Annotated in this window: 19 protein-coding genes; 8 read left to right on the top strand and 11 right to left on the bottom strand. The window is 65.1% G+C overall.

The window, feature by feature from the left end; genetic code table 11:
• Window positions 1-23: 23 nt before the first annotated feature.
• The 3 genes from X268_RS33415 to X268_RS33425 form a co-directional block, all read right to left on the bottom strand.
• Window positions 24-1,976, bottom strand: a complete 1,953-nt coding sequence (locus tag X268_RS33415; RefSeq protein WP_128928891.1) for an ABC transporter ATP-binding protein/permease — start codon at window positions 1,974-1,976, stop codon at window positions 24-26.
• A 52-nt stretch (window positions 1,977-2,028) separates the two neighbouring features.
• Entirely contained in the window at window positions 2,029-4,182 is a 2,154-nt protein-coding gene (locus X268_RS33420) for a hybrid sensor histidine kinase/response regulator (protein WP_128928892.1), read from the bottom strand.
• 380 nt (window positions 4,183-4,562) lie between these two features.
• Window positions 4,563-6,176: a GMC family oxidoreductase gene (locus X268_RS33425; protein ID WP_128928893.1), complete on the bottom strand. Its 1,614-nt coding sequence runs from the start codon at window positions 6,174-6,176 to the stop codon at window positions 4,563-4,565.
• A gap of 421 nt (window positions 6,177-6,597) precedes the next feature.
• On the opposite strand from X268_RS33425, the gene X268_RS33430 reads away from it, so the two are divergent.
• A complete protein-coding gene (locus tag X268_RS33430; RefSeq protein WP_208764406.1) occupies window positions 6,598-7,734 on the top strand; it encodes a GAF domain-containing protein in 1,137 nt (378 codons plus the stop codon).
• A gap of 30 nt (window positions 7,735-7,764) precedes the next feature.
• Here X268_RS33430 and X268_RS33435 read toward each other — a convergent pair whose 3' ends face one another.
• From X268_RS33435 to sdhC, 4 genes are all read right to left on the bottom strand, one after another.
• Window positions 7,765-8,547 carry a succinate dehydrogenase iron-sulfur subunit gene (locus X268_RS33435; RefSeq protein WP_128928895.1) on the bottom strand — a complete coding sequence of 261 codons (783 nt, stop codon included), beginning with the start codon at window positions 8,545-8,547 and terminating at the stop codon, window positions 7,765-7,767.
• Between the two features lie 100 nt (window positions 8,548-8,647).
• Window positions 8,648-10,498 carry a succinate dehydrogenase flavoprotein subunit gene (sdhA, locus tag X268_RS33440; RefSeq protein ID WP_128928896.1) on the bottom strand — a complete coding sequence of 617 codons (1,851 nt, stop codon included), beginning with the start codon at window positions 10,496-10,498 and terminating at the stop codon, window positions 8,648-8,650.
• Between the two features lie 3 nt (window positions 10,499-10,501).
• On the bottom strand, window positions 10,502-10,906 hold the full coding sequence (gene sdhD, locus X268_RS33445) for a succinate dehydrogenase, hydrophobic membrane anchor protein (protein WP_128928897.1): 405 nt from the start codon (window positions 10,904-10,906) through the stop codon (window positions 10,502-10,504).
• The gene (gene sdhC / locus X268_RS33450; protein WP_128928898.1) at window positions 10,903-11,301 is read right to left on the bottom strand and encodes a succinate dehydrogenase, cytochrome b556 subunit; all 399 of its coding nucleotides are present in this window, start codon (window positions 11,299-11,301) and stop codon (window positions 10,903-10,905) included. The genes sdhD and sdhC overlap by 4 nt, the downstream gene beginning before the upstream one ends.
• 507 nt (window positions 11,302-11,808) lie before the next feature.
• Here sdhC and X268_RS33455 point away from each other — a divergent pair.
• On the top strand, window positions 11,809-12,669 hold the full coding sequence (locus tag X268_RS33455) for a sulfite exporter TauE/SafE family protein (protein WP_164938212.1): 861 nt from the start codon (window positions 11,809-11,811) through the stop codon (window positions 12,667-12,669).
• 174 nt (window positions 12,670-12,843) lie between these two features.
• Here X268_RS33455 and X268_RS33460 read toward each other — a convergent pair whose 3' ends face one another.
• The gene (locus X268_RS33460) at window positions 12,844-14,373 is read right to left on the bottom strand and encodes a malonate--CoA ligase (RefSeq protein WP_128928900.1); all 1,530 of its coding nucleotides are present in this window, start codon (window positions 14,371-14,373) and stop codon (window positions 12,844-12,846) included.
• A gap of 95 nt (window positions 14,374-14,468) precedes the next feature.
• On the opposite strand from X268_RS33460, the gene X268_RS33465 reads away from it, so the two are divergent.
• The 4 genes from X268_RS33465 (at window position 14,469) to X268_RS33480 (ending at window position 17,803) form a co-directional block, all read left to right on the top strand.
• Entirely contained in the window at window positions 14,469-15,230 is a 762-nt protein-coding gene (locus X268_RS33465; RefSeq protein ID WP_128928901.1) for an SDR family oxidoreductase, read from the top strand.
• 385 nt (window positions 15,231-15,615) lie between these two features.
• Window positions 15,616-16,170: a fasciclin domain-containing protein gene (locus tag X268_RS33470; protein ID WP_128928902.1), complete on the top strand. Its 555-nt coding sequence runs from the start codon at window positions 15,616-15,618 to the stop codon at window positions 16,168-16,170.
• Between the two features lie 210 nt (window positions 16,171-16,380).
• Window positions 16,381-17,010, top strand: a complete 630-nt coding sequence (locus X268_RS33475) for a cytochrome b/b6 domain-containing protein (RefSeq protein ID WP_128928903.1) — start codon at window positions 16,381-16,383, stop codon at window positions 17,008-17,010.
• Window positions 17,011-17,020: 10 nt separating this feature from the next.
• The gene (locus X268_RS33480) at window positions 17,021-17,803 is read left to right on the top strand and encodes a molybdopterin-binding protein (RefSeq protein WP_128928904.1); all 783 of its coding nucleotides are present in this window, start codon (window positions 17,021-17,023) and stop codon (window positions 17,801-17,803) included.
• 3 nt (window positions 17,804-17,806) lie between these two features.
• Here X268_RS33480 and X268_RS33485 read toward each other — a convergent pair whose 3' ends face one another.
• A complete protein-coding gene (locus X268_RS33485; RefSeq protein ID WP_128928905.1) occupies window positions 17,807-18,991 on the bottom strand; it encodes a YbfB/YjiJ family MFS transporter in 1,185 nt (394 codons plus the stop codon).
• Window positions 18,992-19,233: 242 nt separating this feature from the next.
• Between X268_RS33485 and leuB the strand changes: the two genes are divergently transcribed.
• Window positions 19,234-20,346 carry a 3-isopropylmalate dehydrogenase gene (gene leuB / locus X268_RS33490; protein WP_128928906.1) on the top strand — a complete coding sequence of 371 codons (1,113 nt, stop codon included), beginning with the start codon at window positions 19,234-19,236 and terminating at the stop codon, window positions 20,344-20,346.
• Between the two features lie 150 nt (window positions 20,347-20,496).
• Complete coding sequence (locus X268_RS33495) at window positions 20,497-21,135, top strand: LbetaH domain-containing protein (protein WP_128928907.1); 639 nt, start codon at window positions 20,497-20,499, stop codon at window positions 21,133-21,135.
• Between the two features lie 72 nt (window positions 21,136-21,207).
• Here the strand turns inward: X268_RS33495 and X268_RS33500 are convergent, their stop codons facing one another.
• Both X268_RS33500 and X268_RS33505 read right to left on the bottom strand, forming a co-directional pair.
• Window positions 21,208-21,600, bottom strand: coding sequence for a hypothetical protein (locus tag X268_RS33500; protein WP_128928908.1), 393 nt, complete (start codon window positions 21,598-21,600; stop codon window positions 21,208-21,210).
• Between the two features lie 170 nt (window positions 21,601-21,770).
• Window positions 21,771-22,562, bottom strand: a complete 792-nt coding sequence (locus X268_RS33505) for a hypothetical protein (RefSeq protein ID WP_128928909.1) — start codon at window positions 22,560-22,562, stop codon at window positions 21,771-21,773.
• Between the last annotated feature and the right edge of the window lie 96 nt (window positions 22,563-22,658).

Raw genomic sequence — 22,658 nt, forward strand, 5'->3', positions numbered from 1 at the left:
GTTCGGGACGACGGAGAAAAACCTCACGCCGCCTTCTTCGCCGCCTTCCGCTGCCGCAGAAATCGCCCGAGCAGCCGGCGCTTGCCCTTGCGCGGGATCAGGTCGATGTCGCTGACGAGCTTGGCGCCGCCCTTGCGCCGCTCCAGCACGATCTTTCGGCTATGGAAGGCCTCGAGCTCGGCACGGTGCGCAACGCTGACAATGGTCGCCTTCGGCAGCGCGTCGGTGACCATCTTCATCATCTTGTCCTGGCTCTTCTCGTCGAGCGCCGAGGTCGCTTCATCCAGCACGACGATGTCGGGGTTGTGCAGCAAAAGCCGCGCGAAGGCGAGGCGCTGCTTCTCGCCGCCGGACAGGGTCTGGTCCCAGGGACCTTCTTCCTCGATCTTCTCCTTGAGATGGTCGAGCCCGACCTTGTGCAAGGCTTCGCCGATCTCCTCCACGGTCCAATGGTCGGCCGCGCCGGGATAGGCGACCGCGCGGCGCAGCGACCCCGACGGCACGTAAGGCCGCTGCGGCAGCATGAACAGCCGCCGGTCGGGATGGAAATTCACGCTGCCGCCGCCCCAGGGCCAGAGGCCGGCGATGGCGCGCACCAGCGTGCTCTTGCCGGTGCCGGATTCGCCGGCGACCAGGAGCCGCTCGCCCGGCTCGATCACCACTTCAGTCTCGCCGACCACGGCGGTGCCGTCGTCGAGTGTGACCGAGAGGTCGTGCAGTTCGAGCATGGCGTCGTTGCGCGTCTCGCCGCGCTTGATGCGGCCGAGACCGTCGCCCTGCTCGGCGCGCTCCAGGCCGTCGAGCGACATCATCAGCGAGGCGATGCGGCGCGCGCAGGCGTTCCAATCGGCCAGCCGCGGATAATTGTCGACCAGCCAGCCGAACGCGCTCTGCACGATGGTGAAGGCGGAGGCCGCCTGCATCACCTGTCCGAGCGTCATGCTGCCGTCGAGGAATTTCGGCGCGCACAGCAAGAGCGGCACCACCGGCGCAACGAGGCTCGATCCCTGCGACACCAGCGTGGTGCGCATGTGCTGCCCGGCGAGACGCGCCCATTGCCGCAGCACGCGGGTAAAGTTGCGGTCGATGCCGTCGCGCTCCTCCTCCTCACCGCCGAGCAGCGCGATGCTCTCGCCGTTCTCGCGCACGCGCGTCAGGGTGTAGCGGAAATCGGCCTCGGCCTGGTTCTTGTCCTCGGACACCTGCACGAAGCGGCGGCCGATCACCAGGATCGAGCCCGAGGCGATCGCGGCATAGAGCATCGCAGCGATCACGAGGAAGCCCGGGATGGTGATGCTCGTGCCGCCGAGCGTGACGGTGAGCGCGCCGCCGATGGTCCAGAGCACGACGATGAAGGTTGCCGCCGACAACAGCGCCGAGGTGACGCCGGCGAGGAAATCCACTGGCGAATCGGTCGCGATGCGCAAATCCTCCGCGATCCGGTATTCGGGATTTTCGTGGTCGCCGCCGACCAGGTTGAGCTGGTAGTAGCGCCCGTTGCTGAGCCAGCGCGTCAGCACGCTCGCGGTCAGCCAGGCCCGCCAGCGCCGCTGGATGCCCATGCGCGCGAACACCTGCGCGACGCCGAGCACAATGCTGCCGATCGCGAGCGGAAAGAACATCGCGGTGAGATGGAAGACGCTTGCCGCATCGCGCTTCTCGATCGCGTCGAAGATCGCTCTGTTCCAGACGTTGATGCCGTACTGGAAGCCGACCGTGAGCACGATCAGCGCGCCGAGGCCGATCGAGAATGGCCAAGCGAGGCGATCGCCGGCGCGTCCCCAGAAACCGCGCGCGCTGATCCAGAACCGCGTCAGCAGATAATCCTTGCGGGCCTGCTCGGCCTCCTCGGGCGAGAGCTCCGGGTCGGGCTCGACCAGCTCGGGGGGGGGCGGCGCGACCTCGTCGCCATTTTCGCCCTTGATCTCAACGATGGGCGGCTTGTCCTGTTCGCGCTTCGCGGCTGGCTTGTGCATGGGCGGACAACGCGAAGGGAACTCAGCCGGTTCCAGCGGGGTTCCGTAAGGCCTATTCGGCGGCGCCGTCCCGCACGCGCCGGATCCGGGCCGCCCGATGCAGAACGCGCGACAATTCCTCGATCGAATAAGGTTTTTGCACGAGATCGAATCCGGCAACGCCCTCTTGCGACAGGGCCTGGCTGTAGCCCGTGGTCAGCACGACGGGGACGTCGATGCTACGGTCGCGGATGGCCTGCGCCAGATCGAGCCCGGTCATATCAGGCATCACCACGTCGGAGAACACGACGTCGAAGCGATCGGCGTCCATGACGAGTTCGGCGAGTGCATCGTTGGCGTTGTCGACCAGCGTGATGCTGTAGCCGAGCTCGGTCAGTCCGTCGGCGGCGAAATTGGCGAGCTCGATATTGTCCTCGACCAACAGCACCGACATGCCGCTGCCGGCGATCGCCGGCGCTGTGTTCGGCGCCTGGCGCTGCGGCAGCAGCTCCGGCGGCACGCGCGGCAGATAGAGCGAGAAGGTGCTGCCATGCCCGACTTCGCTGGTCACCGTCACCTCGCCGCCGGATTGCCGGGCGAAGCCGAACACCTGGGACAGGCCGAGGCCGGTGCCCTGGCCGACCTGTTTGGTGGTGAAGAACGGCTCGAAGATGCGCCCCAATCGGGCAGCCGGAATGCCGATGCCGGTGTCGCTGACGGTCACGCTGACGAAGCCATGATCTGCCGAGGTCTGGTGGCCCGAGACGCCGGCCAGCGTCTCCGGGACGGTCGTCGCGGGCTCGACCTTGAAGGTGATCCTGCCCTTGCCCTGCATGGCGTCTCGCGCATTGGTCGCCATGTTGATCAGCGCCGTCTCGAACTGGCCGGCATCGGCGCGGACGAGGCAGGGCTCCGAGGGCAGGCGCATAACGATCTCGATCGCCGGCCCCAGCAGGGGCGCAAGCATGTCGTGCAGCGACTGCATCCGTTCGCCGACGTCGAACACTTCGGGCTTGAGGGTCTGACGCCGGGCAAAGGCGAGCAGCTGCGAGGTCAGCTTGGCGGCGCGGGCCACCGCGTCCGCAATGGCCGTGATGTAACGCTGGCGCCGCTCCTCCGTCAGCTGCGGCCGGTTCAACAGGTCGACCGAGGCGCGGATCACGGTCAGCAGATTGTTGAAATCATGCGCGCCCCCGCCGGTGAGCTGTCCGAGCGCCTCGAGGCGCTGGCTGTGCTTGAGTGCCTCCTCGGCCTCGCGCCGCTTGGCGGCCTCAGCCTGGAGGTGCTGGGTACGCCGGAACGCCAGCGCCAGCAGTAGAAAAAGCAGTGCCGTGGCGGGGATGCCGAACACCAGCTGCTGGCCAATGGTGGCGAACCAGCGCGCGCGGATCGCCGAGGTCTCCAGCCCGGCGCTGACATAGATCGGGTATTCGGCGACGCGCCGGTAGCCGATGCGGCGCTCGATTCCGTCCGACGGCCAGGCGACGGTGATGAGGCCGCGCTCGGGGCGTGCCGCGATCTCCCGGCCGACCGGTCCGGTCGGATCAAGCCGCAGGTCGCGGTCGAGCCGTGGGAGATGCGTGAGCATCGCGCCGTCGGTGCGGCCCATCGCGAAGAAGCTGCCGGGATCGGGTCCGATTCTGGCGTAGAAGCTCTCGAAATATTCGGGCAGGACCGAAGCCTGGATCACGCCGATGAAGCGGCCGTCGTCGGAGTCGCGGCGGCGGCTGACCCCGAAGAAGCGGGCGCCCTGATAGGGCGGACGGGGCGTCAGCGCCGTACCGATGAAGGTGCCGATGGCCTGGTCGACATGGGCATAGAAATAGTCGCGGTCTGCGAAGCTCAGCTCCGGCGGTGGCGAGACGAGGCTGTTGACCAGCGCTTTCCCGTCAGCGTCGAAGATCCAGGCCGATTTCAGCTGCGGCAGCGAATCACTCAGCCGCTTCAGGCGGCGGTGCAGCGCCGGCTCGCGCGCGCGGATGGTGTCGTCGGACAGGCCGCGGGCCACCTCGTTGAGCTCGGCGAGGCTGCGATCGATGGTCTCGAACACCTTGAGCGCATGCTCATGCACGACGTCGAGCGTGCGCTCGATCTCCCGGTCGGCGACGTCCCTGGTCGAGGTGTAAGAGGTCGCGGCGGTGATCACGAACAGCGCAACCGGCAGCGCCAGGGATGCCGCCATCATCCACTGCAACAGTCTCAGCGAATTGCGTTGCGCCCTCTGCACAGTCGCTCCGTCCCAGACCGAAACTTAGCTGAATTTCGTACCGGGAAGGAAGCAGCTTGTGGCAGTAACCAGTGGTTGTAATGTCATGGAGTCAAGTGCACCCGAAATATGAAGGATTTTGCTCGAATTCACGCAGAGCTTGGAATGTCCTGCTCGATTCAACCGCGGGTCCGGGCAGGCCTTGATTTCGCCGGCAGCAAAGGGACGTACGGGAACCGACTTCGAAATCCCGCAGACGCTGGTTTCTGACCGCAATAAAGTTGCAGCTTCACGCCTGCCGACTGCCGCCCCTCGCCTCTTCGGTCGAGGGCAGTAGATGCGCGTGCGGGTGTGGCGGGGAGCCGCCACACCCGTATCCATCGCACGACCGGGACAGGCGATCAGATCTCGTGCTCCTCCCGCAGTGAGCGGGCCGCCTTCTCTCCGATGAGGACGCACGGCGCCATCGTGTTGCCCGTGGTGATCCGCGGCATCACCGAGCCGTCGGCAATGCGAAGCCGGTCGACACCGTAGACCCTCAGCTTGTTGTCGACCACGGACATTGCGTCGCGTCCCATCTTCGCCGAGCATGTCTGGTGCCAATAGGTCACCGCGGACTCGCGCACGAAGCGTTCCATCTCGGCGGCGCCGAGAGGACCGGGCATGGACTCGCGCGCCACCAATGGATCGAACGCTCTTGTATTGCCGAGCGAGCGGCAGAGGTCGACGCAGGCGATCGCCGTGTCCAGATCGTCAGGATGCGACAGCATGTTGGCTTCGATGCGCGGGGCTGCAAGCGGGTCGGCGTTTCGAAGCCTGACCCGGCCCCGGCTCTTCGGCAAGGCGAGACCTGCGAACATCGTCCAGCCATGGGCAGGCGCCCTGCCCGCCGTCTCGGGGCTCGGCACTGGAAATTCGACCTGGCAGAACAGCAGGTCGGGAGATTCGAGCGCGGAATGGGATTTCCAGTACAACGTCGCCGCATTGCCGGTGTTGCGCGGCGCGATCGGTTCGCGGTACTCCCAAATGCATCCAAACGAGACGTGATCCTGCAGATTCTGGCCGACCCCCGGGAGGTGCTGGACCAGGGGTATATCAAACGCACGGAGCTCGTTCTCGTCGCCGATGCCGGAGCGCATCAACACGGCCGGCGTCTGGATCGCGCCGAGCGCGAGCACAACTTCCCGGGCCGCGCCGATCCGCAGGGGCCGGCCGTGACGTTCCACTGCGACGCCGACTGCCCTGCCGTGCTCGATCAGGATGCGAGAGACCTGTGTTCCGGTCAGCAGCGTGAGATTAGGCCGATCGAGAAAGGGATAGGTGTAGGCACGGAAGATGGAGTTGCGCCTGCCATTGCGGACGAGGATGTCCGTAATGGCGCACCCGCCTTCGCCTTCCATCATCTCGCCATTGGGGCTTTCGAAGGTCGGAATTCCGATCTCCTTCGCCGCGGCCAGCATCGCCAATGCGGCCGGCCCGGGATCCGGTGACGGCTGCACGAAGACCGGGCCACCGGTGCCGCGATGACGCGGATCGGGCGTGCCCTGCCAGTTCTCGATCTCCCGAAAAATCTGCGAGACCGAGTCGTAACCCCAGGTCTCATCACCGCTTTGTTCGGCAAAGAAGTCCCAGTCGCTGCGGTGACCGCGGGCCCACAGCATCACGTTGATGCTCGATCCACCGCCGACGACCTTGCCCATCGACATCGGAAGGGTGCGACCGTCTAGATGCGGATTGGGCTCGGCGACAAAGCCCCAATCGGTCGCGCTGCCGAGATTGCCGGGCCAAGCCGCCGGATCCATCACGGTCGGCACCTCGTCGCTGCCCCCCGCTTCGATCAGCAGGACCGTGACGGACGGATTTTCGGCGAGGCGGCGGGCGACCACCGAGCCAGAGCTGCCGGCGCCACAGACGATGAAGTCGTAGCTGCGGCGCAGAGTCTCGGTGAGCTGGCGCTGGTTGGCAGAAGCGCGATCAGCGAACTCCGGCTGATCGGAAGGCAAGACGTCGTTCATGAGATGACTCCAGGCAGTTGCGCGCGGCCGGAATGCGGGCTCCGGGCGGACGCGGGTGGGGAAAGGGGGAGCGGGTTGTCGGCCGTCACGCTGGACCGGAAAGGGCGAGCCACGGATCACCCCTTTCCCACAGCGGACGTGTCGTGGACTGCTTGATCGAGGCGCGGCTTCGCGTGGGCGAGGACGGAGGGTTGGGGTTTGGGCGTCAGGACATGGCTTGCTCCTTCTGAAGGGATGGGAATGAGTGCTGCGCATCTGCCAAACAGCGCGCAGCCACTCTATCATATTTATCAAATCTATCACTATCATCAAATTTATCAAAATAGGACGAACATCCCCTTGTCAACGGGGCTGGGCGCACGACATTGTGAGGTCGGGGACAGGCGCGGCCGGCAAATGGTCGCGGGGAAAGATGGGCTCGATGGACAAGGACATCCTGACGACAGCGGAGGCTGCCAAGATCCTGGGGGTCTCGATCCGCACCGCGCAGCTTCTGATCGAAGGCGGGACAATCCCCTCCTGGAAAACTCCGGGCGGTCACCGACGCGTCTATCGCCGCGACGTGCTCGCGCAGATCACCGGCCCGGCTCAGACGATGACCGCTTCTGCGCGGGTGATCGTGATTGCGCGTCCGGAACGCATAGCCGACTACGAAGCGGCGCTCGCGAAGATCGAATACTGTGTCGTCGAGCGCTACGCCGACGTCTATGCAGCGCTGCTTGCGATCGGCTCCCGGCTCCCGGCGGCCATCGTCATCGAAGACGAACCTTCGGGTTCTGGCAGGTTGACCCTGTTGGAGAGCTTGCGCTCCGATCCGGCCCTCGGAGGCACGCAGATTCTGGTTGTCGGTCGCGCGGCGGCCGACAACGGGATGACTAGGTTCATCGATGGATTATCCGCGCTGCCTGAGGCGGTCGAGGCCGCGATCCGAGGCGCCATCGAGCCTCCCGTCCCGTTCGAGACGCCGCCATCTTTTCCGTTTCCGGCCAATGAGGGCCAGCGCCTTGTGGCGCTCGAACGCTCCGGCCTCGTCGACACGCCGCCGGAGGATGCCTTCGATCGTCTGACCTGGTTGGCGGCACGCAGCCTCGACACTCCCGTCGCACTGCTGACGCTGCTCACCCCGACCCAGCAATGGTTCAAATCGCGCTACGGCCTCGACATGGTCGATACGCCGCGCGGCTGGGCGTTCTGCAACTACACCATCCTGCAGAAGGACATCATGGTCGCGGAGAACCTCGCGACCGATCCGCGCTTCGCCGAAAATCCGGCCGTGTCGGGAGAGCTCGGGTTTCGGTTCTACGCCGGCTGTCCGGTGGTGGATCCCGATGGCTTCACGCTCGGCTCGCTCTGCGTGATCGACACCAGGCCTCGCACGCTCGACGACACCCAGAAGCAGATTCTCGCCAGTCTCGCCGCACTCGCTTCGGACGAGATCAAGCTGCGCGTGACCGACCGCCAATTGCGCCGGGCGGCCGAGCCCGGGACTGCGAAGGCAAGCGCGCCGGCCCGGTCTGTCAAGAAGCGCGACCCCGAGCAACGGCAGGGCACGGCGTGACACATCGCTGGCGTCACGCAACGCAGCTCGTCAGATCTGGCGCTCGACCATCTTGAGCTTGAGCTCGGCGATGGCTTCGGCCGGGTTCAGTCCCTTCGGACAGGCCTTGGCGCAGTTCATGATGGTGTGGCAGCGATAGAGCCGGAACGGATCCTCGAGATTGTCGAGCCGCTCGCCGGTCGCCTCGTCGCGCGAATCGGACACCCAGCGGTTGGCCTGGAGCAGCGCGGCGGGACCGAGATAGCGCTCGCTGTTCCACCAATAGCTCGGGCACGAGGTCGAGCAGCAGGCGCACAGGATGCATTCGTAGAGGCCGTCGAGCTTCTCGCGGTCCTCGTGGGTCTGGCGCCATTCCTTCTGCGGCGTCGGCGAGGTCGTCTTCAGCCACGGCTCGACCGAGGCGTATTGCGCGTAGAAGTTGGTCAGGTCGGGGACGAGGTCCTTCACGACCGGCTGGGGCGGCAGCGGATTGACCTTCACCGCGCCGTCCTTCACGTCGTGCATCGAGCGGGTGCAGGCGAGCGTGTTCTGGCCGTCGATGTTCATGGCGCAGGAGCCGCAGACGCCTTCACGGCAAGAGCGGCGGAAGGTCAGCGACGGGTCGATGTGGTTCTTGATCCAGATCAGGCCGTCCAGCACCATCGGACCGCAATCATTGGTGTCGACGTAATAGGTGTCGACGCTCGGATTCTTGCCGTCGTCCGGATTCCAGCGATAGACCTTGAACTCGCGAACCTCTGTCGCGCCCGCGGGCTTCGGCCAGGTCTTGCCGCCAGTGATCTTCGAGTTCTTCGGAAGTGCGAATTCAACCATTAGTCCTGCCTCTGGTTTCTTCCGTCATGCGCGGGCTTGACCCGCGCATCCATCTTTAAAGGATGGATTGCCGGGTCGAGCCCGGCAATGACAGCAATGATCAATACACACGCGCCTTCGGCGGGATGTACTGCACGTCGTTGGTCATGGTGTAGTCGTGAACCGGGCGGTACTCGATCTTGACCTTGCCGGCATCGTCCAGCCAGGCCAGCGTGTGCTTCATCCAGTTCTTGTCGTCGCGCTCGGAGAAGTCCTCGCGGGCATGCGCGCCGCGGCTCTCGGTGCGGTTCGCGGCCGAGTTCATCGTCACCACCGCCTGCGAGATCAGATTGTCGAACTCGAGCGTCTCGACGAGGTCCGAATTCCACACCAGCGAGCGGTCGGACACGGCGATGTCGGTGATGCCGCTGTGGACCTTCGCGATCAGGTTCTGGCCTTCGCTGAGGACTTCGCCGGTGCGGAACACCGCGCAATTGTTCTGCATCACGTGCTGCATGCCTTCGCGCAGTTTTGCGGTCGGCGTGCCGCCCGAGGCGTAGCGGTAATGGTCGAGCCGGCCGAGCGCCATCTCGGCCGAGTTCGCCGGCAGCTCGGGCTGCTTGGCATTGGGCGTCAGCTTCTCGGCGAGGCGCAGCGCGGCCGCGCGGCCGAACACCACGAGATCGATCAGCGAGTTGGAGCCGAGGCGGTTGGCGCCGTGCACGGAGACGCAGGCCGCTTCGCCGATCGCCATCAGGCCGGGGATCACCGCGTTGTCGTCGCCGTCCTTCTTGGTCAGCACCTCGCCGTGATAGTTGGTGGGGATGCCGCCCATGTTGTAGTGCACGGTCGGCACGATCGGGATCGGCTCCCGCGTCACGTCGACATTGGCGAAGATCTTTGCGGATTCGGAGATGCCCGGCAGGCGCTCGGCCAGCACCGCGGGATCGAGATGGTCGAGATGAAGGAAGATGTGGTCCTTCTTCTTGCCGACGCCGCGTCCCTCGCGGATCTCGATGGTCATCGCGCGCGATACGACATCGCGCGAAGCAAGGTCCTTGGCTGACGGCGCGTAGCGCTCCATGAAGCGCTCGCCCTCGGAGTTGACGAGATAGCCGCCTTCGCCGCGCGCGCCCTCGGTGACGAGACAGCCCGAGCCGTAGATGCCGGTCGGGTGGAACTGGACGAACTCCATGTCCTGCAAGGGCAGGCCGGCGCGCAGCACCATGCCGCCGCCGTCGCCGGTGCAGGTATGCGCCGAGGTACAGGAGGCGTAGGCACGGCCGTAGCCGCCGGTGGCGAGGATCACGGTCTGGGCGCGGAAGCGGTGCAGCGTGCCGTCGTCGAGCTTGAGCGCGATGACGCCGCGGCAGGTGCCCTGGTCGTCCATGATCAGGTCGATGGCGAAGAACTCGATGAAGAACTCTGCCGCGTGGCGCAGCGACTGGCCGTACATCGTGTGCAGCATGGCGTGGCCGGTGCGGTCGGCGGCGGCGCAGGTGCGTTGCGCCTGGCCCTTGCCGTAATCCATGGTCATGCCGCCGAACGGGCGCTGGTAGATCTTGCCGTCCTCGGTGCGCGAGAACGGCACGCCCCAATGCTCGAGCTCGTAGACCGCGTCGGGCGCGTTGCGCACCATGTATTCGATCGCGTCCTGGTCGCCGAGCCAGTCCGACCCCTTCACGGTGTCGTACATGTGCCAGCGCCAGTCGTCCTTGTGCATGTTGCCGAGCGAGGCCGAGATGCCGCCCTGTGCCGCGACCGTGTGCGAGCGGGTCGGGAACACCTTGGTGATGCAGGCCGTCTTCAGGCCGGCCTCGCTGCAGCCGACCACCGCGCGCAGGCCCGCGCCGCCGGCGCCGACCACGACGACGTCATAGGTGTGGTCTTCGATCGGATAGGCTTTGCCGTTGGTGGCGGGAGCGCCGTTGCCCGAGCCATTCGTTGTGGTGGCCGATGTTCCGGTAACCATGGGTTACACTCCGGAGGAAAGTTTCAGGATCGCGTAGGTCGAGGCCAGTGCCACGGCGATCGAGAAGAAGTTGTTGAGCATGATCGCGGTAAGCTTCAGCTTCTCGTTATGGACGTAGTCCTCGATCACCACCTGCATGCCGATCTTCATGTGCCAGGCGCTGGCGAAGATGAAGAGCAGCAGGATCACCGCGATCGGCAGCGAGCCGAGGATCTGCGCCGCGCCGGCCTGATTGCGGCCGAGCAGCATCATCACGATCACGATCACGGGAATCATCAGCAGCGTCATCGCGACGCCGGTGATGCGCTGGCGCCAGAAATCGGACGTGCCGGAATGCGCCGCGCCGAGATTGCGGACGCGGCCGAGCGGCGTGCGCATGCTGCGCTTGGAGCTGTCGGTCGCGCTCATCGTCCGCCTCCAATTGCATAGGCGATGATCCAGACCAGCACCGTCAACGCGATGCCGCCGATCAGCGCGCCCCAGGTCAGGGCTTCCCGCTCATTGGCCTTGAAGCCATAGCCGAGGTCCCAGACGAAATGCCGGATGCCGCTCAGCATATGGTGCATCAGCGCCCAGGTGTAGCCGAACACGATCAGGCGGCCGATCATGCTGCCGGTGAAGGCCTGGACATGGGCATAGGCGGCCGGGCCGGAGGCCGCGGCGATCAGCCACCAGGCCAGCAGCAGGGTGCCGACGTAGAGAGCGATGCCGGTGGCGCGATGGACGATGGACAGTGCCATCGTCAGCGTCCAGCGGTAGGTTTGGATGTGCGGCGAGAGCGGTCGTTCGATCCGTGCGGTCATGGGCTTTGATGTTGTATTGCGGCCCAACGGGGGGGCGCGCGGGGATCGGAAAGGTCGGCTCTATTTACGGAGTCGATTTGGCCTGCGCAATCACCAAATCGCCATAAATCGAACTGGCATTCAGCTCTAGAGCGCTGAGGAAACAAGCCCAATCAGGGCCTTGGTATCCCAGCATGCCGGTCCGCCAGCCAATAATTGAACTAGAATTCAACTGTTGAGAGGGTGCCGAGTTGCATTGAAATTGCTATTGGAACGCCTCTAAACGGACCATCCCGTCCAAACCGCTGGAAGGCGGCAACATCCCCGCGCCAGCCGCGCCCACGCGCCCTAACCTGCATCCGAATTCCGATCCTGCTGGATTCCCCTTCGGATATGCGCACCCTGCATTCCACCCCAGCCGCGTGGTTCAGCGTGTCGACCGCGGGAATCAGATCGCCTAATGCTCCCTCCGCAGGTTTTGGAAGCGACGTCATGGCGGCGCTACGGCCGGTCGTCGGGCAGGTCAGGGTGATTGCAGGTCTCGATATCAAGGAGGTCCTCGAGCTCGCGCTGTTGCTGATTGCAACTGGTGCGCTCTCGGGATTTCTCGCGGGCGTGTTCGGCATCGGCGGCGGCGCAATACTGGTGCCGGTGTTCTACGAATGCTTCCGCATCGCCGGCGTGCCGCTCGAGGTGCGCATGCCGCTCTGTGTCGGCACCTCGCTTGCCGTGATCATCCCGACCTCGATCCGCTCGTTCCAGGCGCACTACAAGCGCGGCGCGGTCGACATGGCGATCCTGCGCGTCTGGTGGCTGCCGATCGTGATCGGCGTTGTCGCTGGCAGCGTTATCGCGCGTTTCGCGCCGGAGCGGCTGTTCAAGATCGTGTTCGTTTGCGTCGCCTGGTCGGCGGCCGCGCGTCTCATCTTCGCGCGTGAGGGGTGGAAGCTCGGCGACGATCTGCCGAAGGGCCCCTTGATGCGCGTCTACGGCTTCTGCGTCGGTATTCTCTCGACGCTGATGGGCATCGGCGGCGGCCTGTTCTCGAACCTCTTGATGACCTTCTATAGCCGCCCGATTCACCAGGCGGTCGCCACCTCCTCGGCACTCGCGGTGTTGATCTCGATTCCCGGCGCGCTCGGCTACATCTATGCCGGCTGGCCGGCAGCAACGACCTATCCCGCCGTCGCCGCGCTGCAGATCCCGTTCGCGCTCGGCTACGTCTCGCTGATCGGCGCCGTCCTGGTGATGCCGATGAGCCTCGTCACGGCGCCGCTCGGCGTGAAAGCCGCGCATGCGATGTCGAAGCGCACGCTGGAAATGGCGTTCGGGTGTTATCTGTTGATCGTCGGCAGCAGGTTTGTGCTGAGCCTGGTGGGCGGGCTGTAAGGATATGGGGCACACGCGCCCGACACACTTAGTGTCATTCCCCGCGAAGGCGGGGAATCCAGTATTCCAGAGACGATTGTGATTGAACGAGAGGCCGCGGCGTACTGGATGTCCCGCCTTCGCGGGGCATGACAGCCAACGGGTGGCGCGGTTTTGCCTAAAGCCCGCGCGCCCCTATTTCTTCGCGTAAATATCCTTGTACGTCTCGCGCAAAATGTTCTTCTGCACCTTGCCCATGGTGTTGCGCGGCAGCTCGTCGACGACGAAGACGCGCTTTGGCATCTTGAACTTCGCAAGGCGCCCGTCCAGGCCCTTCAGCACGGCCGCTTCATCGATGCTCGCGCCGGGCTGGCGCACCAGCACCGCCGTGACGCCCTCGCCGAAATCGGCGTGCGGCACGCCGATGACGGCGGACTCGACCACACCGGGCATGGCATCGATCTCGCTTTCGATCTCCTTCGGATACACGTTGAAGCCGCCGGAGATCACGAGATCCTTGCCGCGGCCGAGAATGTGGACGTAACCCTTGGCGTCGATCTTGCCGAGATCGCCGGTGATGAAGAAGCCGTCGGGGCGGAATTCGGACTTGGTCTTCTCCGGCATGCGCCAATAGCCTTTGAAGACGTTCGGGCCCTTCACCTCGATCATGCCGATCTCGTCGCGCGGCAATTCCTTGCCGGTCTCGGGCTCGGTGACGCGCACGGAAACGCCGGGCAGCGGGAAGCCGACCGCGCCGGGCACGCGCGCGCCGTCATAGGGATTCGACGTATTCATGTTGGTCTCGGTCATGCCGTAGCGCTCGAGCACCGCATGGCCCGTGCGCGCCGACCATTCGCGATGGGTCTCCGCGAGCAGCGGCGCCGAGCCCGAGATGAACAGCCGCATGTGGCTGGTGGTCTCCTTCGACAGCACGGGATTCTGCAGCAGGCGGGGGTAGAAGGTCGGCACGCCCATCATCACTGTGGCGCGCGCCATCAGCTTGATCATGAGATCCGGATCGAGCTTCGGCAGGAAGATCATCGAGGCGCGGGCGAACAGCGTCACGTTGGTCGCCACGAAAAGGCCGTGGGTGTGATAGATCGGCAGCGCGTGGATCAGGACGTCCTTGTCGGTGAAGCGCCAGTAGTCGACCAGCGAGAGCGAGTTCGATGCCAGATTGTCGTGGGTGAGCATCGCGCCCTTGGAGCGGCCGGTGGTGCCCGAGGTATAGAGGATCGCGGCGAGATCGTCGTTCGCGCGCAAGACGGTTACGAATTCGGAGCTGGCCTTGTCCGCGGCCTCCGTCAGCGAGCCCTTGCCGTCGGCTCCGAGCGTTTCGACCTTGGCCGTCACCTTGGCGGCGATCGGGGCGAGCCCCTCGGCCTTGGAGGGATCGCACACCACCAGCGACGGCTCGGCATCGCCGATGAAGTAGTCGAGCTCGTTCAGCGTATAGGCGGTGTTGAGCGGCAGATAGACCGCGCCGGCCCTGACCGTGCCGAGATAAAGCACGATGTTGGCGACGGATTTCTCGACCTGCACGGCGACGCGGTCGCCGGGCTTGACGCCGCGGGCAACCAGCACGTTCGCCATCTGCCCGGCCCGCGCAATCAGGTCGCCATAGCTGATATGGACGCCGTCATGCGTCTCGATCGCGAGGCGTTTGGGATCGTCGAGGCCGTCGAACAGGCGGGAAAACAGGTTGGCGTTGGCTACTGGGTTCATGCAAGATTTCCTCGACCGCAAGTCTGACAAGGCCGGTCAAAACCGAGGGCTGGATTAGCAAAAACCGCCCCAATGAAGCAACGGAGACAGTTTGCATGACCAAAGGTGGGAAACGCGTGGCCTGGGTAACGGGCGGTGGCAGCGGGATCGGAGAGGCCGGCGCCGAGGCACTCGCGGCCGACGGCTGGACGGTGGTGGTTTCGGGCCGGCGCAAAGACGCCCTGGATGCCGTGGTGACAAAGATCACCAAGGCCGGCGGGGCGGCCGAGGCCATCGCGCTCGACGTCTCCAACGCGGCTGCAGCCCAGACGGCGGCCGACCAGATCGTCGCAAAGCACGGCCGCATCGACCTGCTGGTCAACAATGCCGGCATCAATGTCCCCAAGCGCAGCTGGAAGGACATGGAACTGGAGGGCTGGGACAAGCTGGTCCAGGTCAATCTCAACGGCGTGCTCTATTGCATGCGCGCAGTGCTGCCGGCGATGCGCAAGCAGCAGGACGGCGCGATCATCAACGTGTCGTCCTGGGCCGGCCGTCACGTCTCGAAGATGCCGGGCCCGGCCTACACCACGACAAAACATGCGGTGCTGGCGCTGACCCATTCCTTCAACATGGACGAGTGCGTCAACGGCCTGCGCGCCTGCTGCCTGATGCCGGGCGAGGTGGCGACGCCGATCCTGAAGCTGCGCCCGGTGGTGCCGAGCAAGGAGGAGCAGGCGAAGATGCTGCAATCCGAAGATCTCGGCCGCACCATCGCGTTCATCGCGAGCATGCCGGCGCGAGTCTGCATCAACGAAGTGCTGATCAGCCCGACGCATAATCGCGGCTTCATCCAGACGCCGAACAACAGGGATTGAGGCGCACAGCGCGGGCCACATTCTCCGCTGTCGTCCCGGGGCGCGACGAAGTCGCGAACCCGGGACCCATAACCACAGGGAGAAGTGGTTGCGCGAAACTGGTCACTCCGAGTTTTCGCCAAACATCTCCCTGTGGTTATGGGTCCCGGATCGGCGCTTCGCTTGTCCGGGACCACGGCAGAGTGTGTGGCGCGCGCGCTCACACACGAACATCCCGCCCCATAGTTTCACGCATCACAAAGAATTTTTCTCCGAAACCGCAGCCCAAACCCTCCCGTAGTTCGGTCCAACGACGGCACTGCTGCACCACCCCTGTCGCAGTCGCGGTTGTTGCCCCAACTCAACGCCGGCCATCGCCGGTCACAATCCAATCGGGAGACTTTCCATGTCGAAGCGCATTGCCTATCTCGCTGCCGCCGCCTTCAGCGCCCTCGCCATCACCGCGACCGTCGTCGCGCCTGCCAGCGCCGAGGAAAAGACCGTCATGGTCGGCGGCGCCGCGATGTTCCCCTCGAAGAACATCGTCCAGAACGCGGTCAACTCGAAGGACCACACCACGCTGGTGGCGGCGGTGAAGGCGGCTGGCCTGGTGCCGACGCTGGAAAGCAAGGGCCCGTTCACGGTGTTCGCGCCGACCAACGCCGCCTTCGGCAAGCTGCCGGCCGGCACCGTCGACAATCTGGTCAAGCCCGAGAACAAGGCGACGCTGACCAAGATCCTCACCTACCACGTCGTGCCCGGCAAGCTCGAGGCCTCCGACCTCACCGACGGCAAGAAGCTGAAGACCGCCGAAGGCGCGGAGCTGACGGTCAAGAAGATGGACGGCAAGGTCTGGATCGTCGACGCCAAGGGCGGCACCTCGATGGTGACGATCTCCAACGTCAACCAGGCCAACGGCGTCATCCACGTGGTCGACACCGTGCTGATGCCGGCCTCGTAACACCGCGCGATCCTGTTTCATCCCCGAACAGGATGGTTCTAGACCGCGAGCCGGGGATACCCGGCTCGCTTTTTTGTGACCACAATAGCCTGACGGCATCGATTCGATGGCTGGCGGGGCGTAACGAAAACCGGCGGTCCGGCGTATAATTCCCGACACACGATCTCCAGGACGGAACGATCACGACGGAACGATCAGGACGGAACCATCATGGCGAGCCTCACAGTCACCGACGAGCAGGTCAGGGCCACCCCGGCCAAATTGATCCAGCCAGCCTGGGTGCGGGTCATGCACTGGATCAACGCCCTTGCCATGATCCTGATGATCCTGTCGGGCTGGCAGATCTACAACGCCTCGCCGCTGTTCGGCTTCAGTTTTCCGCGCGAGTACACGCTCGGCGGCTGGCTCGGCGGCGGCCTGCTTTGGCACTTCGCGGCGATGTGGCTGTTGATGATCAACGGTCTCGCCTATCTCGTCACCGGCTTTGCCACCGGCCGCTTCCGCAGGAAGCTGCTGCCGATCACCCCGTCAGGCGTGCTCCACGACGTCAGGGCTGCCCTGACCTTCAAGCTCGGCCATGACGACCTCACCGTCTACAATTACGTGCAGCGCCTGCTCTATGCCGGCATCATCGTGATCGGCGTGCTGATCGTGCTCACCGGGCTCGGCATGTGGAAGCCGGTGCAGCTCTATTATCTCGTCGCGCTGTTTGGCGATTATCCGACCGCGCGCTACATCCACTTCTTCTGCATGGCCGCGATCTGCGCCTTCCTCGTCATTCATGTCCTGCTCGCGCTCTTGGTGCCGAAGAGCCTGCGCGCGATGATCATCGGTCGTTGAGGAGGAGAACATGGCCAAGCGTTCATTCCTGATCCCCGGCGTCGACAAGCGGCTCCTGATCAAGGACGCCATCAAGACGATGCCCGATTTTCCTCGCCGCCGCTTCATTGCGGGCGGCCCCAGCCTCGGCGCGCTGACGCTGCTGACCGGCTGCGATGTCGTGGACTCGTCCTCGGCCGATACGCTGCTGGCACAGGTCTCGAAATTCAACGACGCCGTGCAGGCCTTCATCTTCAATCCCGACGCGCTGGCGCCGACCTTCCCAGAAAGCGCGATCACCAAGCCGTTCCCGTTCAACGCCTATTACGATCTCGACGATGCGCCCGACGTGGACGGTAAAGACTGGAAGCTCGAGGTGCGCGGCCTCGTCGACAACAAGAAGTCCTGGACGCTGGACGAGCTCTACAAACTGCCGCAGGTCACCCAGATCACGCGTCACATCTGCGTCGAGGGCTGGAGCGCGATCGGCAGCTGGACCGGCACGCCCTTGCGCGATTTCCTGAAACTGATCGGCGCCGACACGCGCGCGAAATATGTCTGGTTCCAGTGCGCCGACAAGGACGGCTACAATTCGCCTTTGGACATGCGTAGCGCGCTGCATCCGCAGACCCAGATGACGTTCAAATACGCAAACGATATCCTGCCACGCGCCTACGGCTTCCCGATGAAGATCCGCGTGCCGACCAAGCTCGGCTTCAAGAACCCGAAATACGTGGTCTCGATGGAAGTCACCAACGACTACAAGGGCGGCTATTGGGAAGACCAGGGGTATAATTCGTTCAGCGGGAGCTGACGACTAAGCCGGCCCCACCTTGCGCTGGCATAGCGCCGCCACGGCCCCGAGCGCCAGCAGCGCCGCCGATACATTCAGTGCGTACGACAAGCTCCCCAGCGCATCCGTGATCGCGCCGACCACGATCGGCCCCAGCGTCTGGCCCACGCCGAACGAGATCGTCATCGCCGCGATCGCGGTCGGCCATATCTGCGGCGGATAGTTGAAGCGCACGAAGGCGGTGGTCGAGCCGACCACGGCGAAGAAGGCGACGCCGAACACGACCGCCGAGACCGCCAGCCATGCCGGCGAATGTCCGAGCATCGGCAGGGCAGCTCCAGCTGCGTTGGTGCCGAGGATGATGGCGGTGGCAAGCCCGCCGCGGTCGAGCGCCAGCACGCCGCGCCAGGCCCAGGGCGTGACGAAGGCGGACAGGCCGATCAGGCTCCAGAACGCCGCCTGCGCCGCCGCCCCGCCGCCGCCGTCGCGCACATAGGCGATCATGAAGGTCATGTAGGCGATGTAGCCCGCGCCGAACAGGAAATAGCCGGCCAGATAAATCAGCACCGGCAGGATCGCGAACGAGGCGTGACCACTTTCCGAGAAACGCGCGCCGCTTTCGATGCGGATCAGGAACAGCGGCACGGTCATGGCGACCGACAGCAGCGTCAGTGCCCACCACACGATCCACCACGAGCCCGGCCCGAAATATTGCAACGTGAACGGGGCGATCAGCCCCGAGGAGAGAATGCCGATGCCCGGTCCGGCATAGAACAGGCTGAGCAGGAAATTGGCCCGTTCGGGGCGCGACTGGGCGATGGTGGCGGCGAGCGCGCCGCCGGCGACGAAGCCGGCTGCGGCGCCGAGACCCAGCACGAGGCGCGCCAGGCTCAGCGCGACGAAATTTCCCGTCAGAGCGCAAGTGGCGAGCGCGGCGACGCAGGCGACGGTTCCGCCGCGGATCGCGGTCGCCCAGCCGATGCGCTGGATCAGGCGGGAGGCCACCAGCGCGCCGACGAGATAGCCGACGGCGTTGATGGTGTTCATGAATCCGGCCGCCGAGTAGGACCAGCCAAGGGTCTCGCGCATGTCGGGCAGCACCAGCGCATAGGCGAAGCGGCCGATGCCGAGCCCGACGGTGGCGGCCAGCGACAGCGTCAGGATCAGCCGCGCGGGATGCGCGTAGGGCGGGCGGTCAGGGGCGTGCAAGGGGGTACTCCGGCCCGCCCAATGTGGCAGGCCCTGCCCGGCTTGCACAGCCGTGAGGCGGCAATGGTGTCTTGCCAAGCGCGCAACGCCGCTCTAGCACTCCGGCCGACCGTCATTCCGGGGCGCGCGCAGCGCGAACCCGGAATCCATTTCTCCGCTTGCGCTGGGGCTCGATGGATTCCGGGCTCGCTCGCTTTGCTCGCGCCCCGGAATGACGAGAGAGGATCGAAAAGGATACGACCATGGCGACCCACAAACTGCTGCTGCTTCCCGGCGACGGTATCGGCCCCGAGGTGATGGGCGAGGTGAAGCGGCTGATCGACTGGCTCAATTCGGCCGGGATCGCCAGGTTCGAGACGGACACCGGCCTCGTCGGCGGCTCCGCCTATGACGCCCACAAGGTCTCGATCTCGGAAGGAGACATGGCCAAGGCCAAGGACGCTGACGCCGTGATCTTCGGCGCGGTCGGCGGCCCGAAGTGGGATGCCGTGCCTTACGAGGTGCGCCCCGAAGCCGGCCTGCTGCGCCTGCGCAAGGATCTCGCCCTGTTCGCCAACCTCCGTCCCGCCGTGTGCTATCCGGCGCTGGCCGATGCCTCCAGCCTGAAGCGCGAGGCGGTCGAAGGCCTCGACATCATGATCGTGCGCGAGCTCACCGGCGGCGTCTATTTCGGCGAGCCCAAGACCATCACCGACCTCGGTAACGGCCAGAAGCGCGCCATCGACACCCAGGTCTACGACACCTATGAGATCGAGCGCATCGGTCGCGTCGCCTTCGAGCTTGCCAGGAAGCGCAAGAACAAGGTGACGTCGATGGAGAAGCGCAACGTCATGAAGTCGGGCGTGCTCTGGAACGAGGTCATGACGGAGGTCCACAAGCGCGAATACCCCGACGTCACGCTCGAGCATCAGCTCGCCGATTCCGGCGGCATGATGCTGGTGAAATGGCCGAAGCAGTTCGACGTCATCGTCACCGACAATCTGTTCGGCGACATGCTGTCCGACATCGCGGCGATGCTGACCGGCTCGCTCGGCATGCTGCCCTCGGCCTCGCTCGGCGAGGGCGACGTCAAGACCGGGAAGCGCAAGGCGCTGTACGAGCCCGTGCACGGTTCGGCGCCTGACATCGCCGGCAAGGGCCTCGCCAATCCCATCGCGATGATCTCGTCCTTCGGCATGGCGCTGCGCTATTCCTTCGACATGGGCGATCTCGCCGACAAGGTTGACGCCGCGATCGCTGCGGTGCTCGCCAGCGGCCTGCGCACCGCCGACATCAAGTCGGAGGGCACCAAATCGGCGTCGACCACGCAGATGGGCGAAGCGATCCTGAAGGAATTGCAGAAGCTGCACGCATAAGGCTCATGTTGTCATTCCGGGATGGTCCGAAGGACCAGACCCGGAATCTCGAGATTCTCAGGTGCGCAATTGCGCACCGGGGTTCGGCTCTTCGAGCCCCCCGGAATGACAGGCGACCAATTTCGCCGCGATTTCGATCGGAGCTCCCTCATGGATGCCGCACCCCGCCCCAAGATCGCGGAAACCATCATCCATGAAACGGTGCGCCGGCGCGAGGCGCAGATCGGGCGGCGCTGCGAGATCCTCGCGGGCACGCGCATCGAATATGCCTCGCTCGGCGACTACTCCTATCTCGGCGAGAATTGCGATGTGGCCGACGCCGTGATCGGCAAGTTCACGGCCATCGCCAATTCGGTGCGGATCGGCGCGCCGAATCATCCGATGGGCCGGCCGTCCCAGCATCGCTTCACCTATTGCCCCGAATATTACGAGGCCAGCGCGACGCGCGACCGCGATTTCTTCGCAGGCCGCCGCGGCGACCGCGTTGTCGTCGGCAACGATGTCTGGATCGGCCACGCCGCCATCCTGCTCCCGGGCGTGAACGTCGGCGACGGTGCGGTGATTGCCGCCGGCGCTGTCGTCAGCCGCGACGTCGCACCCTACACCATCGTCGGCGGCGTTCCCGCCCGTCCCATCCGCAAGCGCTTCTCTGATGCCGTCGCCGAGAGCCTGCGCCGCATCGCCTGGTGGGATTGGCCGGATGAACTGATCTTTGAGCGCCTCGGCGATTTCCGCTCCGAGGCGATCGAGGAGTTTTGCCGGCGCTACGATCCGGCGGCGAATGCGTGAGGCGGATGCATCTGGCGAAACAAAAAAGGCCGGGCGCGAGCCCGGCCTTTTGATTCGGAAAAAACCGTCCGCTCAGTAGAGCGGGAAATTCTGCGGATAGCCGCCGACGTCCTGCGGCGGCGAGAGCGGCTGGCGATCGATCGGGCGGTTGAGGTTTTCGCGGGCGAACGACGGATAGCCCACCGCCGGCGGGAAGGCGTAATCGCTGAACTTGCGGTCGCCCGGATTGACCTCGGTGCCGCCGTCGAGCCAGGAGCGCTTGCTGACATAGATGCGGGTGCGGCCCTGCTGGTAGACGGCGTTGGGACCGCTCGGGCCATAATAGTGCCGGCCGCGCTCGTCATAGCGCTGCTTGGTCTTGGTATCGGCCGCAGCCGGCGTCGCCAAACCAATGGCGGAGGACATGGCAATCACGGCGCCCGCTGCAAACAAGGTCGCCAATTTGACAGAGAATTTCGAGCTCATCACGTCCCCTTCAGGCGGCGCACCGCCAGTCGATTTCACCCCATACTAGCCCGGCGGGGGCGGCCGCAACTAGGTCTATTGGGTCACACCAGCTCGGAATAATCGGGCGCGCCGGCAAAAGTTGCATCAATACCAGCCACTTGAGCTTGATGCAGAATCCTTGATGCAGGTCAAAGCGTCCCGCGCAATTGCGCGTTCGCGGAGCCCAGCAGCCAGTCCGGCGAGCCCGCAAGGTCGCAAGCACGGCGCTTCCGCTCGGCATGCGCGAACAGGTCGGCCAGCTTCGGCTCGTTGCCCGAGGTCAACAGCGTCAGCCGGTTCAGCGTGCAGGCAATCGCCGCGCGCTGGGCGGGCAGGGTATCGCCCTGGCAGGAGAAGCCGGAGATCTGCAAGCCCGGCTCCTCGTTGCGCTTGAGGTAGCCGAGGCAGGACGGCGTCCCGGTCAGGCCGATCGGCCGGAACAGGGCCACGGGGCCGAATTTCGTGTCGATCAGGCCGGCCTGCTCGAGCGGCGTATCTGTCCGCAGGCCCATCTGGGCGGCGAGGCCCGCGGCCGCCGGACGGGTCACGTCGAATTCGCCGCCCTCCCGGTAAATCTCTAGTTCCGCCAGTGGCTTTTCCGCTTCGCTCGCCCAGCGCATGACGTCCCGGCGGCCGCCTTCGGGATGCCGAAGGATGGTGTAAGAGGCTGTTTTTTCTGACGAATCAAGGCGGCTGAGGGCGAAGGCCGGATGCGAGCGGTCGGCCACGCTCCAGCCCGGCTTCGGCGCCGGCTCATCGTCGCGCAGATCGGGCAGCTGGCCCAGCGCCGCAAGGCCAAGGATGGACAGCAGCGCGAGCGCCCCCACATAGGCGAACAGGCGCGCCAGCATGCCGACGACCTCGTCGGCGAAGGCTGCAAGCGCCAGATGGAGACGGGTCCGGGTCGAGATGGCGGCCGTGCTGGCCTCAGGCGACTGCATCCACGGCCTTCAGGCGGGGTCCAACGTTGTCTTGAGGCCGGTTCTCGCATAGAAGCGCTGCTCTTCCTGTTTAAGCGTCAGCTTCAGGAACGGGCT

This window comes from Bradyrhizobium guangxiense, assembly GCF_004114915.1.
GTDB lineage: Bacteria > Pseudomonadota > Alphaproteobacteria > Rhizobiales > Xanthobacteraceae > Bradyrhizobium > Bradyrhizobium guangxiense.

What these genes read in the sequence shown, in the direction of transcription:
- X268_RS33415 (WP_128928891.1), bottom strand. Translation starts at nt 1,976, where the DNA reads ATGCACAAGCCAGCCGCGAAGCGCGAACAGGACAAGCCGCCCATCGTT.
- X268_RS33425 (WP_128928893.1), bottom strand. Translation starts at nt 6,176, where the DNA reads ATGAACGACGTCTTGCCTTCCGATCAGCCGGAGTTCGCTGATCGCGCT.
- X268_RS33430 (WP_208764406.1), top strand. Translation starts at nt 6,598, where the DNA reads ATGGACAAGGACATCCTGACGACAGCGGAGGCTGCCAAGATCCTGGGG.
- X268_RS33435 (WP_128928895.1), bottom strand. Translation starts at nt 8,547, where the DNA reads ATGGTTGAATTCGCACTTCCGAAGAACTCGAAGATCACTGGCGGCAAG.
- sdhA (WP_128928896.1), bottom strand. Translation starts at nt 10,498, where the DNA reads ATGGTTACCGGAACATCGGCCACCACAACGAATGGCTCGGGCAACGGC.
- sdhD (WP_128928897.1), bottom strand. Translation starts at nt 10,906, where the DNA reads ATGAGCGCGACCGACAGCTCCAAGCGCAGCATGCGCACGCCGCTCGGC.
- sdhC (WP_128928898.1), bottom strand. Translation starts at nt 11,301, where the DNA reads ATGACCGCACGGATCGAACGACCGCTCTCGCCGCACATCCAAACCTAC.
- X268_RS33460 (WP_128928900.1), bottom strand. Translation starts at nt 14,373, where the DNA reads ATGAACCCAGTAGCCAACGCCAACCTGTTTTCCCGCCTGTTCGACGGC.
- X268_RS33465 (WP_128928901.1), top strand. Translation starts at nt 14,469, where the DNA reads ATGACCAAAGGTGGGAAACGCGTGGCCTGGGTAACGGGCGGTGGCAGC.
- X268_RS33470 (WP_128928902.1), top strand. Translation starts at nt 15,616, where the DNA reads ATGTCGAAGCGCATTGCCTATCTCGCTGCCGCCGCCTTCAGCGCCCTC.
- X268_RS33475 (WP_128928903.1), top strand. Translation starts at nt 16,381, where the DNA reads ATGGCGAGCCTCACAGTCACCGACGAGCAGGTCAGGGCCACCCCGGCC.
- X268_RS33480 (WP_128928904.1), top strand. Translation starts at nt 17,021, where the DNA reads ATGGCCAAGCGTTCATTCCTGATCCCCGGCGTCGACAAGCGGCTCCTG.
- leuB (WP_128928906.1), top strand. Translation starts at nt 19,234, where the DNA reads ATGGCGACCCACAAACTGCTGCTGCTTCCCGGCGACGGTATCGGCCCC.
- X268_RS33495 (WP_128928907.1), top strand. Translation starts at nt 20,497, where the DNA reads ATGGATGCCGCACCCCGCCCCAAGATCGCGGAAACCATCATCCATGAA.
- X268_RS33500 (WP_128928908.1), bottom strand. Translation starts at nt 21,600, where the DNA reads ATGAGCTCGAAATTCTCTGTCAAATTGGCGACCTTGTTTGCAGCGGGC.
- X268_RS33505 (WP_128928909.1), bottom strand. Translation starts at nt 22,562, where the DNA reads ATGCAGTCGCCTGAGGCCAGCACGGCCGCCATCTCGACCCGGACCCGT.